This window comes from Lederbergia galactosidilytica (assembly GCF_017873565.1).
In the GTDB taxonomy this organism is placed as follows: Bacteria; Bacillota; Bacilli; order Bacillales; family Bacillaceae_C; genus Lederbergia; species Lederbergia galactosidilytica.
In genome coordinates this window covers 175,505-193,384 of the sequence record NZ_JAGGKH010000009.1, presented here as the reverse complement: position 1 = coordinate 193,384, position 17,880 = coordinate 175,505, and the positions used below count along the sequence as shown (strand labels likewise).

Sequence of the window (17,880 nt, the reverse complement as noted above, 5' to 3'; positions counted from 1 at the left end):
GTGTTTGTCAAGAGCGATTGCGGTAGCTTACCACCACATTTAGACCGTAGAGCTACGTTTAGGCTTTTGTTTTCATAGAATTTTTGACACTACCTCTAGCTATCTATGGCGTAAGGAGCGAGTCCATCGGCGTTACAACAGGACGTTGCACCTTACGCCGATGCTCCGCTTATAACCTGGAATTAGGAAGGGAAAGACACCCTTCCAGAATTCCAGAACATTTGCTTGTCGCCCCTGTTCAAACGCCTGTTGCTTTTCTTGTTGTCTAGCTACAGGCGTTAGGGGCTCTAGGTCAAATAACCTGGAATTTGGAAGGGAAAAGCACCCTTCCAGAATTCCAGAACATTTGCTTGTCGCCCCTGTTCAAACGCCTGTTGCTTTTCTTGTTACTTTGCGTCGAACCAGGTAGGTCCATATGCATAATCCACCTTTAATGGAACAGATAGAGTTAATGCCTGTTCCATCACTTCTGGAACAATTTCTTTTAATTTATTGATTTCATCTTTTGGCGCTTCAAAGATCAATTCATCATGCACTTGTAATAATAATCTTGTTTGTAGTTGTTCTTTTTTCAATCGAGCAGCCATTTCAATCATTGCCTTTTTAATAATATCGGCGGCACTTCCCTGAATTGGGGTATTCATAGCGGTTCTCTCCCCAAAACTTCTAATGTTAAAGTTTCGGCTCGTAATTTCTGGAATATAACGTCTCCGATGAAGAAGTGTGGACACAAAGCCATTTTCCCGGGCTTCTTGTACAATATCTTCCATATAATGTTTTACTCCAGAAAAGCTTTCTAGATAACGGTCAATAAACTTCCCTGCCTCTTTTCTGGTGATCCCAAGGCTTTGTGACAAACCATAGTCACTAATTCCGTAGACAATCCCAAAATTTACAGCTTTTGCCTGTCTTCTCATATTTCCATCTACTTCATCAGCTGTTACATGGAAAACATCCATCGCTGTCTTTGTATGAATATCCATATCATGTTGGAAAGCCTCTTGCAAACCTTTATCCTGAGCAATTTCTGCTAGTACTCGTAATTCAATTTGAGAATAATCAGCAGCAAAAATGACCCAATCTTTCTCAGATGGTATAAAAGCTTGTCTAATCTTCCTGCCTTCCTCAAGTCGGATTGGAATATTTTGGAGATTCGGATCTGTTGAACTCAATCTTCCCGTTGAAGTAAGTGCTTGGTTAAATCTTGTATGCACCTTATTCGTATCTTTATGAACTACTTTTAATAGTCCTTCGATATAGGTAGACTGTAATTTTCCAAGTTGACGATAATGAAGGATCTCCGGAATAATTTCATGGGATTCTGCCAATTTTTCTAAGACATCTGCAGAAGTGGAATAGCCAGTTTTTGTTTTCTTTAAAACAGGTAAGCCTAATTTCTCAAACAAGACGACACCTAATTGCTTCGGTGAATTGATATTAAATTCATCCCCTGCAAGTGTATAAATACGTCTTTCTATTTCTTTTAACCGTTCTGCTAATTCTAATTGCATTTCTTGGATTCGCGCTGTATCTACTTTGACTCCTGTATATTCCATTTCCGCCAAAATAATGGATAGAGGTAACTCTAAATCATAGAATAAATCTGTTTGTTCATTTTCCTCAAGCTCTTTTAAGCACTGTGCATATAAGGCATCAATTGCAATAGCTTTTCGCGCTAAATGTTCTGCTAGTATCTGTTCATTAGGAATTTTTCTTTTTGCACCTTTTCCATAGACAGCCTCATCTGTTTGAACATCTGTGTAATGATGACGCCTTGCGACACCAGCAAAATCATCGGATGATTCCGAGGGATTTAATAAATAAGAGACAAGTAATAAATCAAAATCAATGCCATTTAAATCAACACCATGCCATTTTAATGAAACAATGGAACGTTTTCCATCATATACTCTTTTTTTCTTTGACTCATCACTAGCCCACTTCTTGAAAGCCTCTGATTGAAGTGCCAACTCAGTCGGGATGAAATAATGACCATTTTGGTTAGTAAGACCAAAGCCAATGATCTTACCTGTATGATAATTATCCTCTAATATTTCTATATAAAGCGAACTTTCGTCGGCAAAAATCTCATCTGTTATAGTATCAACAATTTCATAAGAAATTTCTTTTATTTCCTCTTCCTCGATAGCCTCCGCTCCTTCTACCTTATCAAGTAAGGAGTGGAAACCTAATTCTTTAAAAAGAGAGATTAACGCTTCGGGCTCGTAGCCTTCATAAAGTAGCTCATCAATCGAAACATCAATAGGGGCTTCCTTCATAATTGTAGCTAGTTCCTTACTCATAATAGCAAGATCTTTATGTTCTGTTAGTTTTTCTTTTAATTTTTTTCCGCCAACTTGATCAATATGTTCCAGCAGGTTTTCCATCGTATGGAATTCTTTTAAAAGCTTAATGGCGGTTTTTTCTCCTACACCAGGTACTCCAGGAATATTGTCAGATTGATCTCCCATTAAACCTTTCATGTCAACAATTTGCTTTGGCTGAAGACCATACTTTTCTTTAATATGCTCAGGTGTATAAGACTCAATTTCTGTAATGCCTTTTCTAGTGATGGCAACAGTCGTTTTATCTGTACTTAGTTGTGTAAGATCCTTGTCACCTGAGACAACAAGTACTTCAAAGTCCTCTTTTTCTGCTTTTGTTGCTAAAGTGCCGATAATATCATCTGCTTCATAATTCTCTAATTCATAACGTTTAATTCCATAAGCATCAAGCAAATTACGCAAGAAAGGAAATTGCTCTGATAATTCTGGAGGGGTTTTTTGTCTTCCTCCTTTATATTCAGTAAAGGTAGAATGACGGAAGGTCGTTTTACCAGCATCAAAAGCCACTAATACATGTGTAGGCTTTTGTTCTGCCAATACCTTCATCAACATTGTTGTAAATCCATATATTGCGTTTGTATGAACACCTTTGTCATTGTTTAACAGTGGCAAGGCAAAAAAAGCTCTATAAGCAATACTGTTCCCATCAATTAACATTAATTTTTTCTTCACTTAGGTAACCTCCTGTTGGAGCAGGCTCGTCCAATTTTACTTCTATTCTACATGATGATGAGCAAAAAAGAAAAGAAGTGCTATTCTAGCTTCTTTGCCTTTTCCGCGATAAAGAGCAAAAACCTCATATGATGAATTCATACGAGGTTTAATCTTGCAAGCTTAGCAGGTGGGAAAAACATTCTTCCGTCGCCGATAAGCTCTTTATTCTGTATAACCCATAAGTAAACGAGCGTATGGTGAATCAGAAGGCAAGATAATGACGGTATCTTCACCAATCGTTTTCTTATAGGATTCCAAAGTACGGTAGAGATTATAAAACTCTGGATCTTTTGAGAAAGATTTATTATATATTTTTGCTGCCTCACCTTCACCTTCTGCTCGTATCACTTCAGCTTCGGATTCAGCCTTTGAGAGCATTTCTCTTACTTTTCGGTCTGTCTCTGCCATAGTTTCATTCTTTTGGGCATCCCCTTTAGATAAATACTCTTGTGCGGTTGATTCCCTTTCCGATACCATTCGGGTATACACAGAGTTTTCATTTTCCTCGGGAAGATCCGTTCTTTTTGTTCTAACATCGACGACTGTAATTCCATACTCGTCTCGCGATAAAAGTTCATTAACTCTTTCCGTTACACGATCATTCAAACTTCCTCGGGAAGATTTTTCATCATTAATAATTTCATCATAATCCAGCTGCCCTAATTCAGTACGGACAACTGAGTAAATAAACTCTTCCATCCGCGACTCAGCATTCTCAACTGTACGAGCATTAGAAATCATTTTACGGGGTTCATCAATTTTCCATACAGCATAATTATCGATAATAATCCGTTTTTTATCCTTCGTATTAATTTCCGCTTGTGAAACGTCATAGGTCATTTGATATTTAGGCAATGTAGATACCGTTTGTAAAAATGGGATTTTAAACGCTAACCCCGGCTCTGTTTCAACACGAACAACTTCCTGAAATTGCCTGATAACCTTGTATTCACCTTCACGTACGATAAAAACACTTGAAAATAATAAGAAAAGGAGGATAATCAAACCAATGAACAGTATTCCTATTTTTGTGTATCTACGCCATTCCTGCTCGACAGAACGACGCTCATCCATATCGACTACATTTTTACTCATTGTGAAGATTCTCCTCCTTTTTCATTTGCATTTGATTGATTTGCTTGATTTTGTTCTTGTGCATTGTCATCCGTTTTTACCGGCTTTTCCTCTTCTTTTTCCATCGATCGAAGCGGTAAATATTTTAATGTATTTCCATCATCATTCATAATATAAATTTCTGCCCCAGGTAGAACCTGTTCAAGGGTTTCAATCGTTAGCCTTTCACGGGTAATATCTGGATTGGATTTATACTGCTCATATAGAGAATTAAATACAGCTACACTACCTTTAGCTTCTTCAATCCTAGCTGCCTTCTCTCCTTCTGCTTTAGACTTAATGGCAGCTTTTTCTCCATTTGCTTCATTCATTCGCTTGTTTTCATATTTTTTTGCTTCATTTATTTTCGTATTCATCGTTTCTCTTGCATCTGTTACAGCTGTAAAGGCACTGCGGACCTCTTCATTCGGCAATTCAACATCTTTTAAATTTACAGCTAAAATCGAAATACCGATATCATATTTTTCTAGTAAGTTTGTTAGTAAATCTCGGACATCTCCTTCAATTTCCGCCTTACCTGTCGTAAGGGCATCATCAATTTTGGAGCTACCGATTATACTTCGCAAGGAAGCTGATGTAGCGTCATAAAGTATTTCCTCAGGATTTGCTGCATTAAACAAATATTTCTCAGGCTCTGTAATTTTCCACTGGACAACTAGATCAGCGTAAACTATATTTTCATCACCTGTAATCATTTTTGTTTCGTTCTTATTTCCATCCACATCTTTAAAACCAAAATCCAATTTTTTTGTTTCTCGCGCTAATTTTTCCACATTTTGTATCGGCCATGGAAGTTTGAAGTGTAAACCTGGCTCTGTAATAGTTTGATCGGCCCTTCCAAAAGTAATAATAACGGCTTGATCAGATTCATCTACTGTATACCAGGAGGTTAAAGCCACAAGTGCTAAGATGACTACGGCTAGAACTAACCCTATTAACGAAAAGCCCCTTTTTAAACTCATCATACCTACCCCTTCTCTTAATCTCTCACTCTTTATACGGATAAGAAAACAATTGGTTTCAAAAAACGTAGTTTTCTTCAGCGAAAAAAATACTTTACTGCCCAATCAAAAGGACCTAGAAATAGCCCCAGGTCCTAAGCTTATGTAAGTTATTTGTCTTTAGTTTGAAGCATACCAGGTGGTTGAACACGTAAATTTCCTTTTACTACGGTTTGTTCTTCTTCATTTAAAACTCTAACCTGTACAGTCAGCGTATGTTGGTCTTTGTTCACTTCAATTATTTCCAATAAAAATTCAATCGTTTCGTAATGATAGACAGCCTTTAGAAATTCAAGATTCTGACTTAAAATATGAGAACCTGGACCAGGCAAATATTTAGATATTGCAGAGGTGATCATTCCAGTTAGCATAACTGTAGGCACAATCGGCTTTTTAAATTCTGTTTGAGAAGCGTAATCATGTTGAATATAGAGTGGATTTGCATCATTTGTTAGACCAAGATATAATAACAAATCCTTATCTTCCATCTTTTCTGTCAATACAAGTTTTTCACCAACCGATATTTCTTCTAGGTTTCGACCTAGTTTGCGGTTTTTCCCTAAAAACAACATACGCACCTCCATTGAATATTAAAGATTAGGATCAATCGTTTTTTTCTAAAAACACTATGAGTCCTTTGGATTTACCGCCTGTCTCATTTTTTGTTTAAAGAAAGCAGTCCATTGTATGTAAAAGCATGGATTATCGGACAGCATGTTTGCGTTTACGTTTATACTAAGTTTCATAATCAATAAGAAAGTGTAGCAGCCTCCTCTTCCTAGACTCAAGTATCTTTGCTTATCCAAGGCCCGCGGAACATGAATTAGGATAAGGCCACCACAACAGCCTGTGGGCAACCTTATCCCGCAGAAGAAACAAGAATTGCTCTGCTTTTATTGTAACACTTTCATTACTTCGCGAACCGAAGAAGCTGACTTTTCTAAAGCCTTTTTCTCTTCTTCCTTTAAATCAAGTTCAATAACTTCTTCGATGCCGTCTTTTCCAAGGATTGTAGGTACACCGAGATAAATACCTTCAAAGCCGTATTCACCTTCTAAATAAGCAATCGCGGGCAGGACACGCCGCTGATCTTTCACAATCGCTTCAACCATTTCAACTAGAGATGCAGCAGGCGCATAGTAAGCACTTCCATTTCCCAGTAATTGAACGATTTCTCCGCCACCTTTTCTCGTACGTTCTACAATGACGTCAAGACGGTCTTTAGGAATTAAAGTTTCAAGCGGGATCCCACCAGCATAAGAATAGCGAACAAGCGGAACCATATCATCCCCATGACCACCGAGAACAAAACCTGAAATATCTTTCACAGATAAATTTAGTTCTTGTGCAATGAAAGTACGAAAACGCGCTGTATCCAATACACCTGATTGACCAATAACACGATTTTTCGGAAAGCCAGATTCTTGAAAAACAGTATATGTCATAGCATCAACGGGATTGGTTAAAACAATAATATGACAAGTAGGAGAGTATTTAACGATTTCACTTGTAACACTCTTCATTACCTTTTGGTTTGTTTGTACAAGGTCATCTCGGCTCATCCCTGGTTTACGAGCAATTCCAGCTGTAATAACAACGACATCAGAATCCTTCGTATCCTCATAGTTTGAAGTTCCAATAATATTAGCATCAAAGCCTAGGACAGGACTAGCCTCTAACATATCTAGCGCCTTCCCCTTTGTCGGATCTTCCATTTGCGGGATATCGACAAGTATAATATCCCCTAGTTCTTTCTGCGCTAATAAAAACGCTGTCGTCGCTCCTGTGAAGCCACCGCCAATAACAGATATCTTTTTACGCCTCATTGTCATATCAAAAATTCCCTTCTTTGATAGATTTGGGTACACTATGTGACTCGTTTTATCCACATTTAGAAAAGAATACTTGAAAGCGAGCGCACCACAAATGTGGGTCGCTCGCCAATATTACAACTCTGCTTACATATTTTCAATAAGAGCTGTTGCAAATTCCGAAGTTTTTACTTCTGTTGCGCCTTCCATTAGGCGGGCAAAGTCATAAGTAACAACTTTCGATTCAATTGTTTTTTCTACAGATTTTGTTATCATTTCAGCTGCTTCGTTCCATCCTAAATGTTCTAGCATTAATACACCAGAAAGCAATACAGATGATGGATTTACTTTATCCAATCCTGCGTATTTAGGGGCTGTACCATGTGTTGCCTCAAAAATAGCATGTCCAGTTTCATAGTTAATGTTTGCACCAGGTGCAATTCCAATTCCACCTACTTGAGCAGCAAGTGCATCAGAAATATAATCTCCATTAAGGTTCATTGTTGCGACAACATCAAATTCTTTTGGACGAGTTAGAATTTGTTGTAGGAAAATGTCAGCAATGGCATCTTTAATAATAATTTTCCCAGCAGCTTCTGCATCAGCTTGTGCTTTGTTCGCTGCATCTGTACCTTGCTCTTCTTTGATTTTGTCATATTGATTCCAAGTGAATACTTTATCACCAAATTCTTTTTCAGCAAGTTCATAGCCCCAGTTTTTGAAGGCACCTTCTGTAAATTTCATAATATTCCCTTTATGGACAAGAGTAACTGATTTACGTCCTTCCTTAATCGCATAATTAATTGCAGAACGTACTAGTCGTTCTGTGCCTTCAATAGAAATTGGTTTAATTCCAATTCCTGAAGTTTCCGGGAAACGGATTTTGTTAACGCCCATTTCATTTTGAAGGAAATCGATTAATTTCTGTACTTCTTCTGTTCCCTCTTTATACTCAATACCTGCATAAATATCTTCAGTGTTTTCACGGAAAATGACCATATCACAATCTTCTGGTCGCTTAACAGGTGAAGGCACACCCTCGAAATAACGTACAGGACGAAGGCAAACAAATAAATCTAGTTCTTGACGAAGAGCTACGTTCAAAGAACGGAAACCTCCACCAATTGGAGTAGTTAACGGGCCTTTAATTGCGATTAAATATTCGCGGATTGTTTCAAGTGTTTCTTCAGGAAGCCATTCACCAAATTTATTGAATGCTTTTTCCCCTGCATAAACTTCTTTCCATTCAATCTTCTTTTTCCCAGCGTAAGCTTTTTCTACAGCTGCATCTAAAACTCTTTGTGCCGCTGCCCAAATATCCGGACCAGTTCCATCTCCCTCAATAAAAGGAATAACTGGATGATCTGGTGTATGTAAAACACCGTTTTCAACTGTAATTTTCTCTGCCATTTAAGTTCCCTCCATTATTTTCTCCATTTTTCATTTTAACAGATATTAAGATATTTCTCTATATTCTTAACGATCTTCGAGTGGTTTGAATGTACGCATTCCTGGACCAGTGTATTCAGCCCTTGGACGAATCAATCTGTTATTTTCATATTGTTCAAGAATATGAGCGATCCAACCAGAAACACGTGAAACTGCAAAAATAGGTGTAAATAAGTCATGGTCAATGTTTAGACTATGGTAGACAGATGCAGAATAGAAATCTACATTAGGTGGTAAAGGCTTCTTAGATGTTAATACTTCTCGTACTTTCTCAGAAATTTCATACCATTGTGGCTCACCGGTAATCTCAGTTAGCTTTTGTGACATTTCACGTAGATGTTTCGCACGTGGGTCACCTTTACGGTATACACGATGCCCAAAGCCCATGATTTTTTCTTTATTTGCAAGTTTGTTTAAAATATACTCTTCTGCTTTATCCACAGAACCTACCTCTGTAAGCATTTTCATAACCTGCTCGTTTGCACCACCATGTAGCGGCCCTTTTAGAGCACCGATTGCAGCTGTAACACCCGAATACATATCCGACAATGTTGCAACACAAACACGAGCAGTAAATGTAGAGGCATTTAGCTCATGATCAGCATGAAGAATTAATGCCTTGTCCATTGCTTCTATTTCTATTGAACTCGGCTCTTCGCCATTCAACATATAAAGAAAGTTTTTAGCCAAGCCAAAATTCTTGTTTGGAGCTACCGGCTCTTCGCCATTACGAATCCGAGCAAATGCGGCAACAAGTGTAGGCATTTTTGCTTGCAAGCGTATTGCTTTGCGGAAATTCGCCTCTTTCTCCATAACGTCAGCTTCCTCGTCGAATAATCCTAGAGTAGAAACAGCTGTACGGAGTGCTGCCATTGGATGTACTTTTTCAATCGGGTATGTTTTAAAACTATCAATGATTTCTTGTGGAACTTCCATATTATCAGCTAATTGTTGTTTTAATTCATCTAGTTGCTGTTTATTTGGCAATTCCAAATGCCATAGAAGATAAATTATCTCTTCAAAACTGGCATTTTTCGTCAAGTCATCAATATTGTAACCAACATATGTAAGAGTGTCATCGATGATTGAACTTATGGAAGATGTCGTTGCTACAATCCCTTCCAAACCACGTGTCGCTGTCATAAAAGTCACATCTCCTTTATTTTTAAACTAATTTTCATCATAAAATCAATGAGAGCCTGGCGGAAGTAACACTGACTCCGCAAACTTTGTCAACGCTTCAATCCCCTATTCAATTATAGACTAAAATTTCTGCTTGTCCATTATAGAGTGGATAGATTTTACATCCAGTGTTATTATAACGAAAAATTACTAGTTTGGAAATGGAAACGCTTTTTGCGTTTATCATATTCCTGTAACTGTTACATTTTTTCGTGTTTCTAAACTTGTCCATATGACAAATTTATATGGTTTTGTATATTATGAAAAGATTGAGTAAGATGTTAATTCTCATTTTCTGGACGCTTACCGCGAGGCTTAGCTTATTGGAGTCGTTTCATCACTATGCTCCCGCAGGGTTGTAAGCTGCACACTAATCACTAACCACTCCAATCTGTGTATTTCAAAACAATGTATAAAACCTCATATAAACCGCGATATTTACCATTTAAGCAGTTGCGTATATTACTTGTTAAACCATAATGCTATTCATAAATGTTCGGACTCTTTAGCAACCTTCCTTTAGGCTGTAGAGGGCATCCAACCTTCTAGCTTATCACTTCATATGCTACACGCGAATCCACCAAGTATAATAAGATTACTCAAAATCACTTTAATTATGTGAACTTACTCTCTAATTCTTCATATTGAGCTTGAGATCACTAATATTTAAAAATGATTTCGACTCAACTGCTAATGTTATTTAATAAATTCAAAAATTTTCATCGCCATATAAGCAATTCCGGCGCCAATTAATGGCCCTACGGCTACCCCTTTAAAAACAGCAACAGCAAAAATTGTCCCTATTACAAGTGCTGTCGTAATATGTGGGTCCGTTGATAAAAGCTGGATACCATATTTGGCAATTAATGCGACAGCCATACCAGCAGCTAGAGCAATCCAAGCATATGGAGATTTAACAGCCTCTCCCAATTCCTTGAAGCCAATTTGACCGCTGGCGATCGGAGCAAGTACGGCAATGGTGATAATCGTGACCCCCCAATTAATTCCCTTCGTTTGTAAAACCGCAAAAATCTTTTCATCTACACCAATAAGTCTTAAAATAATGAGTACAGCTGCGGCAAGAATAAGTGAATTATTCTTAGCTATAAATCCTATAGCCAACAGCATAATCATAAATAATAATGGATGACTTAACATATGTACCTTCCTTTGTTGTTTATATTTAATGCTTCATTCTAATGAAACGTGTTATGATATTTGAAAGAATAAAAATTGCTTTATATTCGTATGCAAATTTTAAATATGAGGTGTCCAATGAAACGAGAAAATGTTTTTAAGCTCATTCGTTTTTTTATTGTCATTTTCATTGTCGTTTTATCACTCAGTTTACTTTACTTCACCGCTAAACTTACATACCCTTTTATTATTGCCATCGTGATCGCTATGATCATTAGTCCAGCGGTTTATTTCCTTGAAAAAAAATGGAAATTCCCTCGTGCCCTTGCTGTAATTACCTCATTGCTCATAATGATTTCGATCTTTGCAGGGTTAATTACTTTATTAATCGCCGAAATTGTCGATGGCGCTAATTATTTTTCAACTGTAGTGCCAGAACATACGCGAACATTTATTGAATATATTCAAAATTTCTTTGCCAGTCAAATAATCCCTTTTTACGAAAGACTAGCAAGTACTTTCAATAATTTGGATAGCGGCCAGCAAGGAACAATCATGGAGAGTATTAGTAAAGCAGGAAGCAGCATAACGGAAAGTGCCACAAGCTTTTTACAAAATTTCTTTTTAAAATTACCAGCATTAGTCTCATGGATTCCGAATGCTGCAACAGTGCTAGTCTTTTCAGTTCTAGCTACATTCTTTATTAGTAAGGATCAAGAAAAACTATTAGAGATGTTGAGAAAGATCATTCCCGAGAAGGTCAAGTATAGTGGCAATAGAGTCTTCACCGATTTAAAGAAAGCTTTGTTCGGATTTGTGAAAGCCCAATTTACCCTTATTTCTATCACATTAGTCATTGTATTGATAGGTTTGCTGATCCTGCGTGTTAAGTATGCTATCACAATCGCCTTAATTGCTGGGATCTTTGACATTTTACCTTATCTTGGTACTGGAACCGTCTTTGTTCCTTGGATTATCTATGAAATCATTATGGGAAATTATGGATTTGCCTTAGGTCTCGGTATCCTTTATACCGTTGTAGTTGTACAAAGACAATTAATGGAGCCTAAAATATTATCGTCTAGTATAGGGATGAATCCTCTAGCAACCTTAATCGCCTTATTCGTTGGCTTTAAATTAATTGGATTCCTCGGTTTAATTCTTGGTCCAGTTGTGTTAGTTTTCATTACAACTCTTTATAGGGCCAATGTTTTTAAAGATATTTGGGCCTATGTAAAATATGGTTCCTCAGATGGAAAAGATTAACCCATTAGCATTTAAATTATCATACTAGCTATCAGCTAATTGGATGGGGTAGCCCGTGCTAAGCAATGAAGAAAAGAGCCTATCTTTGATTGTCTCGAAATTTTAGACACAATCCAAAATTCGAAGACAGCTCATGTTAGGCTCTTTTTTCTCATTCGAACGTAAAACTAAAGCTTTTCATATACTTTAACGGTAACATAGCCTGAATATTGTGGAGCTTTCCTTATCGATAAATATATACTTGTTTACGATTCACCCAATTTTTGATGATCTTTATCATTGAAGGTCTAATAAACTTACGTATAAAAGGAATTAAAAGTAACAATCCCATAAAATCAGTGATAAACCCGGGACTAATTAAGAGAATCCCTCCGATTAACACGCAAACTCCGTCTAAAATGGCCATTCCTGGAGGCTCGCCATTTTGAATTTGAGCTTGCAACTGATAAAAGACATTCAAACCTTGCTTCTTAGTAAAGAAGGCTCCTGCCATGCCTGTTACAATAATTAATAACACAGTTGGGATAACCCCCATTAACTTTCCTGCTAACAGGAAAACACCAATTTCCAGGGCTGAGAGCAAAATAAACAAAAATATCCATAACTTCATATCGTCCACATCCCCAAGATTTCTTTGTTTGCCTATTATATTATACTAACATATAGGTTGCTTTGTTGCCCTTTTTAAGACGCTTTAGTTCTTACACAAGTGCTTTTATATCAAAAATTTCCAGTAATAAAAAAGGACCTCCACTGACCGAAAACTGGCTAGTTGGAGACCCCTTCCTTACTTAGATTAATTTTCTTTTTATTAAGAGATTACAACACACTAGCATGGCCATTGTAGATAACGCCTCGCGTTGCATCTACTGTTATTTCTTGGCCATCTTTTAATAATTTAGTTGCATTTTCTACCCCTACAATCACCGGGATTCCCAAGTTAAGGCCAACAACGGCAGCATGACTTGTTAAACCGCCTTCTTCAGTGATTAATGCAGAACATTTCTCTAAGGCTGGAACCATATCGCGATCAGTACCGATTGCTACCATGACACTTCCTTGTTCAACCTTTTCGTTTGCTTCGTCAGCATTTCTTGTCACAACAGCTTTACCCACTGCCGTTTTTCTCCCGATTCCTTGTCCCTTAGCAAGCACATCACCTAAAACATGAAGCTTCATCAAGTTAGTTGCTCCTGCTTCTCCAACTGGAACTCCACCTGTAATAAGTATCAAGTCACCATGTTTTACTAAGCCAGAATTTAGGCTTTCTGTAACTGCTCCTTCTAACATTTCATCTGTACTTATTACTTTTTGTCCTAACTGTGGATACACTCCCCATTGAAGCATTAATCTACGTACAATTGTTTCTTCATGTGTTATAGCGATAATAGGAACCTTCGGACGGTATTTCGAAATCATGCGAGCAGTATGGCCGCTTTCTGTTGGCGTCACAATCGCACTTACATCTAGATTAATAGCCGTATGTGCAACTGACTGACAAATTGCATCTGTCATATTCACTTCACTATTTTTACTTAGATAACTTAGAATTTCTTTATGATTCATAGCTTGTTCTGTTTTTTCAGCAATATTGTTCATTGTTTGTACAGCTTCCACTGGATAAGAACCCGCTGCAGTTTCTCCAGATAACATGACTGCATCTGATCCATCTAGGATTGCATTCGCTACGTCACTCGCTTCAGCTCTAGTTGGTCGTGGGTTACGTTGCATAGAATCTAGCATCTGAGTTGCTGTAATAACTGGCTTACCTGATTCATTACATTTGCGGATCAACATTTTTTGAACCAATGGCACAGCCTCAGTTGGAATTTCCACACCTAAATCCCCACGTGCAACCATTAAACCGTCAGACACAGCAAGGATTTCATCGATATTATCTACGCCCTCTTGATTTTCAATTTTAGGGATAATATGAATATATTCCCCACCATTTTCTTCTAACAATTGACGAATTTCAATTACATCAGAAGCTCTTCTTACAAAAGAAGCGGCAATAAAATCAATACCTTGCTCAATACCGAACAAAATATCTTTTGCATCTTTCTCTGTAATACCTGGCAAGTTCACAGAGACACCTGGAACGTTCACACCTTTTTTATTTTTAAGTGTTCCACTATTCATTACTTTCGTGATAATTTCATCATTCTCTTTTTTGATTTCAATTACTTCTAATCCAATTAATCCGTCATCTAGCAAAATAATAGAACCGATATGAACATCATCAATTAGTCCAGCATAAGATAAGGAAAATTTCTCTTCAGTGCCTAAAACTTCTTTCATGGAAACAACAACCGTAGAGCCTTGTTTTAATTCAATAGCACCGTCTTTCATATTATGGGTACGAATTTCAGGTCCTTTTGTATCCAATAAAATCCCTACATTTTTCCCAGCTTTCTTAGCAGACTCACGAATATTAACAATTCGATTCAGATGTTCTTCATGATCTCCATGTGAGAAGTTTAAACGCGCAACATTCATACCAGCTTGGATTAAATCATATAATGTATCCGAATTTTCACTTGCAGGTCCAATTGTACAAACTATTTTTGTCTTTTTCATCTTTCGTTCCTCCTAGAATATTGCCTACTTAAATCGATAGTTCCTTAGAAAGCTTATAAATATCTTCATGGAATAAATGTGGCTCGTCCAGTATGCTTAAAATATCGTTATCAATAATTTTATTCTGTTCGATTCCTAACGCTCTTCCACCCTTACCTTCCATCAACAACTCAACAGCTCTTGCTCCAAGTCGACTTGCTAATACGCGATCATTAGCTGTAGGTGTTCCCCCACGTTGAATATGTCCTAAAACAGACACACGAGTTTCAATGTCGATCGCCTCTTTTAGTTTCTCGCCAAATTCCGTTCCACTCATAACTCCTTCTGCAACTACAATAATGGAGTGTTTTTTTCCACGTTCTTGTCCCTTTTGAAGTCGATCACAAATATCATTCATATCAAAATCTGCTTCAGGGATCAGGATTGTTTCTGCTCCACCTGCTAAACCGGAGTAAAGTGCGATATCACCCGCTCCTCGCCCCATTACTTCAATGATAAATGTTCGTTCATGAGAAGAAGCTGTATCACGAATATTGTCAATGGCGCTTAAAACAGTATTTAAAGCTGTATCAAAGCCGATTGTATGACTTGTACCAGGAATGTCATTATCAATGGTTGCCGGCACACCTACACACGGAAATCCATGTTCTGTTAAAGCCTTAGCCCCCCGGTAAGAACCATCTCCACCAATCACAACTAGTCCATCCAGTTCAAATTTCTTTAACTGCTCAACACCTTTTAATTGTCCCTCTCTTGTCTTAAATTCCTCGCAACGAGCGGATCGGAGAATGGTCCCGCCACGCTGGATAATATCTCCAACTGAACCCAATCCTAACTTTTTTATATTACCATTCATCAAACCACTAAAACCTTGTTCAATCCCGTAAGGCTCCATGCCATGAAAAATAGCCTTTCTTACAACAGCCCTAATTGCCGCATTCATGCCTGGGGCATCCCCGCCACTTGTTAAAACACCAATTTTCTTCATGATCGTCACTCCTATTCATTACAATCGTATGGTTATGTAATAAATCCATTCTCCCATAAATTTAGTGCTTTCATTAAGGCAAGCTAAGTTGATTTTTTCGCCTTCAGTGTAAAAACTAAATTCACAATACTAGAGTCAATCTTTAACATTGCCTCGTAATTATTTAATCTCCATCATTTAAAATACCACTTTATTGTCGAATTCTCAAATCTTTCAGCAAGATAAATAGGAAAAACTGCCCCATGCATGCTGAGTTTTCCCTTAACTTCTATATATAGTGTACTTACTATCCCCTACATACTATATATAAATGTTCAGCATTCTATTGGAACAGTCTTTTCATTAAGATTTTATAGGACTTTTTTCAGGCTCTTTCGTTTCTATAAACTTGCCCATCTGTCTAAATTTATCATAACGATCTTTTACTCGTTCATCTTGAGTAAGCTCGGTTAATTCCTTCAATGCTTGATATAAAATAGGATCTATAAATTCCGCTTGGCGTTCTATGTCTTTGTGTGCGCCACCTTTTACTTCTGGGATAATTTCATCAATAATATTAAATTCAAGTAGATCTGATGCCGTTATTTTCATAGCTTCAGCTGCTTTTTTAGATAATGAGGTATCTTTCCACAAAATACTTGCTGCTCCTTCTGGAGAAATAACAGAATATACGGAGTTTTCAAGCATAAAGATACGATTTCCAACTCCTAAACCGAGAGCGCCACCACTACCGCCTTCTCCTGTTACAATGCAAATAATAGGAACGGTGATTCCAGCCATTTCAAATAAATTACGAGCAATAGCCTCACTTTGCCCTCTTTCCTCAGCAGCTTTACCGGGATAAGCCCCTTTTGTGTCAACAAAACAAATAATTGGTCGTTCAAATTTCTCAGCCTGCTTCATTAGACGTAAAGCTTTACGAAATCCCTCTGGATGAGGCATACCAAAATTCCGATAAATATTTTCTTTTGTATCCCGCCCACGTTGGTGACCAATCACCGTCACAGGAAGACCTTTGTATTTTGCAATCCCGCCGACAATCGCCTTGTCATCTCCGAATACACGATCACCGTGCAACTCTATAAAATCAGTAAAAAGATATTGAATATAATCCAATGTCGTTGGGCGGTTCGAATTCCTCGCAATTTGCACACGGTCCCATGGTGCTAAATTTTCATAGACCTCATTTTCTAGCTTCTCTAAACGTTTTTCCAATTTATCAATTTCATCCGTTAAATCTACATCTGAATCCCTGGTAAACTCTCTTAGCTCGGCGATTTTTTTCCGCAGTTCCAAAACAGGCTTATCAAAATCAATCTCATTTACCATATTCGTTCACCTTCTTGCTGATGAATATCTAATATCGTTGCTAACCTTTCTTTTAAATCACGTCGATGAATAACTCCATCCAATTGACCATGGTCTAATAGAAATTCCGCGGTCTGAAAATCATCAGGTAAATCTTCGCGAATGGTTTGCTCGATGACTCGACGCCCAGCGAAACCAATCAAAGCTCCTGGCTCAGCAAAGTTAAAGTCCCCTAACGAAGCAAAGCTAGCTGAAACACCACCTGTTGTTGGATGTGTCATAACCGATACAATTAACCCACCTTGCTCACTAAACATTTTCAATGCCGAACTAGTTTTAGCCATTTGCATCAGAGATAAAATTCCCTCCTGCATTCTAGCTCCACCTGAAGCGGTGAAAATTAAAAAAGGCACCTTCATTTCTCCTGCTTTCTCAATGGCTCTGGCAATCTTCTCCCCTACTACAGATCCCATACTACCCATACGGAAATATGAATCCATAATTGCTATCACAACTTGTTGGTCTTCTATCATTCCTGTTCCGGTTAAGACAGCTTCATCTAAGTCTGTCTTCGTTTTATCTTGTTCAACTTTCTCTAAATATCCAGGAAATTCTAATGGGTTTCCTGTTGAGATATTTTCCTTAAATTCTTGGAAGCTTCCTTCATCTAACAAACTTTCAACACGTTCATAGCTTGTCATTCGTAAATGATGCTCACAATGTAAACATACTTTTAAATTTTTCCTCAAATCTTTCGTATACATAATTTTCTTACATTCTGGGCATTTTGTCATAATGCCTTCAGGAACATCCGTTTTAGCAGCTTCTGAAGGAACTGCTGCATATTTCCTTTTTTTCGGTTTTGAAAAAAAATCTTTAAGCAAATGGCTCTCCCCCTATCGGCTTTCACAATTTTGCCAGATACTGTTTCTCCTAACAATAGCGCAAGCTGCCTATTTAACACG

14 protein-coding genes are annotated in these 17,880 nt (G+C 37.6%); 1 reads left to right on the top strand and 13 read right to left on the bottom strand.

The genetic code is table 11. The features are described from left to right. Positions 1-386 precede the first annotated feature (386 nt). The 8 genes from polA to J2Z23_RS11585 all read right to left on the bottom strand — a co-directional run bounded on the left by polA (position 387) and on the right by J2Z23_RS11585 (position 10,794). On the bottom strand, positions 387-3,017 hold the full coding sequence (polA, locus tag J2Z23_RS11620) for a DNA polymerase I (protein WP_209973976.1): 2,631 nt from the start codon (positions 3,015-3,017) through the stop codon (positions 387-389). Positions 3,018-3,221: 204 nt separating this feature from the next. Further along, positions 3,222-4,154: a protease modulator HflC gene (gene hflC / locus J2Z23_RS11615; protein ID WP_209973974.1), complete on the bottom strand. Its 933-nt coding sequence runs from the start codon at positions 4,152-4,154 to the stop codon at positions 3,222-3,224. After that, a complete protein-coding gene (hflK, locus tag J2Z23_RS11610; protein WP_209973972.1) occupies positions 4,151-5,158 on the bottom strand; it encodes an FtsH protease activity modulator HflK in 1,008 nt (335 codons plus the stop codon). Before hflK ends, hflC begins: the two co-directional genes overlap by 4 nt. 146 nt (positions 5,159-5,304) lie before the next feature. Further along, the gene (locus J2Z23_RS11605; RefSeq protein ID WP_209973980.1) at positions 5,305-5,763 is read right to left on the bottom strand and encodes a MaoC/PaaZ C-terminal domain-containing protein; all 459 of its coding nucleotides are present in this window, start codon (positions 5,761-5,763) and stop codon (positions 5,305-5,307) included. 324 nt (positions 5,764-6,087) lie between these two features. Beyond that, entirely contained in the window at positions 6,088-7,026 is a 939-nt protein-coding gene (gene mdh / locus J2Z23_RS11600; RefSeq protein ID WP_057985177.1) for a malate dehydrogenase, read from the bottom strand. 126 nt (positions 7,027-7,152) lie between these two features. Then, on the bottom strand, positions 7,153-8,415 hold the full coding sequence (gene icd, locus J2Z23_RS11595; protein ID WP_057985179.1) for an NADP-dependent isocitrate dehydrogenase: 1,263 nt from the start codon (positions 8,413-8,415) through the stop codon (positions 7,153-7,155). A gap of 66 nt (positions 8,416-8,481) precedes the next feature. Further along, positions 8,482-9,597 (bottom strand): citrate synthase, encoded by a 1,116-nt coding sequence (citZ, locus tag J2Z23_RS11590; RefSeq protein WP_057985181.1) that lies wholly within the window; start codon positions 9,595-9,597, stop codon positions 8,482-8,484. Positions 9,598-10,332: 735 nt separating this feature from the next. After that, positions 10,333-10,794: a DUF441 domain-containing protein gene (locus tag J2Z23_RS11585; RefSeq protein ID WP_057985183.1), complete on the bottom strand. Its 462-nt coding sequence runs from the start codon at positions 10,792-10,794 to the stop codon at positions 10,333-10,335. Positions 10,795-10,911: 117 nt separating this feature from the next. Here J2Z23_RS11585 and ytvI point away from each other — a divergent pair, with 117 nt between their 5' ends. After that, positions 10,912-12,039: a sporulation integral membrane protein YtvI gene (ytvI, locus tag J2Z23_RS11580; RefSeq protein ID WP_057985185.1), complete on the top strand. Its 1,128-nt coding sequence runs from the start codon at positions 10,912-10,914 to the stop codon at positions 12,037-12,039. A 223-nt stretch (positions 12,040-12,262) separates the two neighbouring features. Here the strand turns inward: ytvI and J2Z23_RS11575 are convergent, their stop codons facing one another. The 5 genes from J2Z23_RS11575 to accD form a co-directional block, all read right to left on the bottom strand. Next, positions 12,263-12,649, bottom strand: coding sequence for an FxsA family protein (locus tag J2Z23_RS11575; RefSeq protein ID WP_057985187.1), 387 nt, complete (start codon positions 12,647-12,649; stop codon positions 12,263-12,265). A 209-nt stretch (positions 12,650-12,858) separates the two neighbouring features. Next, the gene (gene pyk, locus J2Z23_RS11570) at positions 12,859-14,619 is read right to left on the bottom strand and encodes a pyruvate kinase (RefSeq protein WP_057985189.1); all 1,761 of its coding nucleotides are present in this window, start codon (positions 14,617-14,619) and stop codon (positions 12,859-12,861) included. 28 nt (positions 14,620-14,647) lie between these two features. Further along, positions 14,648-15,607: a 6-phosphofructokinase gene (gene pfkA, locus J2Z23_RS11565; RefSeq protein ID WP_057985191.1), complete on the bottom strand. Its 960-nt coding sequence runs from the start codon at positions 15,605-15,607 to the stop codon at positions 14,648-14,650. A gap of 342 nt (positions 15,608-15,949) precedes the next feature. Then, positions 15,950-16,936: an acetyl-CoA carboxylase carboxyl transferase subunit alpha gene (gene accA / locus J2Z23_RS11560; protein ID WP_057985193.1), complete on the bottom strand. Its 987-nt coding sequence runs from the start codon at positions 16,934-16,936 to the stop codon at positions 15,950-15,952. After that, a complete protein-coding gene (gene accD, locus J2Z23_RS11555) occupies positions 16,930-17,799 on the bottom strand; it encodes an acetyl-CoA carboxylase, carboxyltransferase subunit beta (protein WP_057985195.1) in 870 nt (289 codons plus the stop codon). Before accD ends, accA begins: the two co-directional genes overlap by 7 nt. Positions 17,800-17,880: the final 81 nt, after the last annotated feature.

What these genes read in the sequence shown, in the direction of transcription:
- hflC (WP_209973974.1), bottom strand. Translation starts at nt 4,154, where the DNA reads ATGAGTAAAAATGTAGTCGATATGGATGAGCGTCGTTCTGTCGAGCAG.
- hflK (WP_209973972.1), bottom strand. Translation starts at nt 5,158, where the DNA reads ATGATGAGTTTAAAAAGGGGCTTTTCGTTAATAGGGTTAGTTCTAGCC.
- mdh (WP_057985177.1), bottom strand. Translation starts at nt 7,026, where the DNA reads ATGACAATGAGGCGTAAAAAGATATCTGTTATTGGCGGTGGCTTCACA.
- icd (WP_057985179.1), bottom strand. Translation starts at nt 8,415, where the DNA reads ATGGCAGAGAAAATTACAGTTGAAAACGGTGTTTTACATACACCAGAT.
- citZ (WP_057985181.1), bottom strand. Translation starts at nt 9,597, where the DNA reads ATGACAGCGACACGTGGTTTGGAAGGGATTGTAGCAACGACATCTTCC.
- J2Z23_RS11585 (WP_057985183.1), bottom strand. Translation starts at nt 10,794, where the DNA reads ATGTTAAGTCATCCATTATTATTTATGATTATGCTGTTGGCTATAGGA.
- ytvI (WP_057985185.1), top strand. Translation starts at nt 10,912, where the DNA reads ATGAAACGAGAAAATGTTTTTAAGCTCATTCGTTTTTTTATTGTCATT.
- J2Z23_RS11575 (WP_057985187.1), bottom strand. Translation starts at nt 12,649, where the DNA reads ATGAAGTTATGGATATTTTTGTTTATTTTGCTCTCAGCCCTGGAAATT.
- pyk (WP_057985189.1), bottom strand. Translation starts at nt 14,619, where the DNA reads ATGAAAAAGACAAAAATAGTTTGTACAATTGGACCTGCAAGTGAAAAT.
- pfkA (WP_057985191.1), bottom strand. Translation starts at nt 15,607, where the DNA reads ATGAAGAAAATTGGTGTTTTAACAAGTGGCGGGGATGCCCCAGGCATG.
- accA (WP_057985193.1), bottom strand. Translation starts at nt 16,936, where the DNA reads ATGGTAAATGAGATTGATTTTGATAAGCCTGTTTTGGAACTGCGGAAA.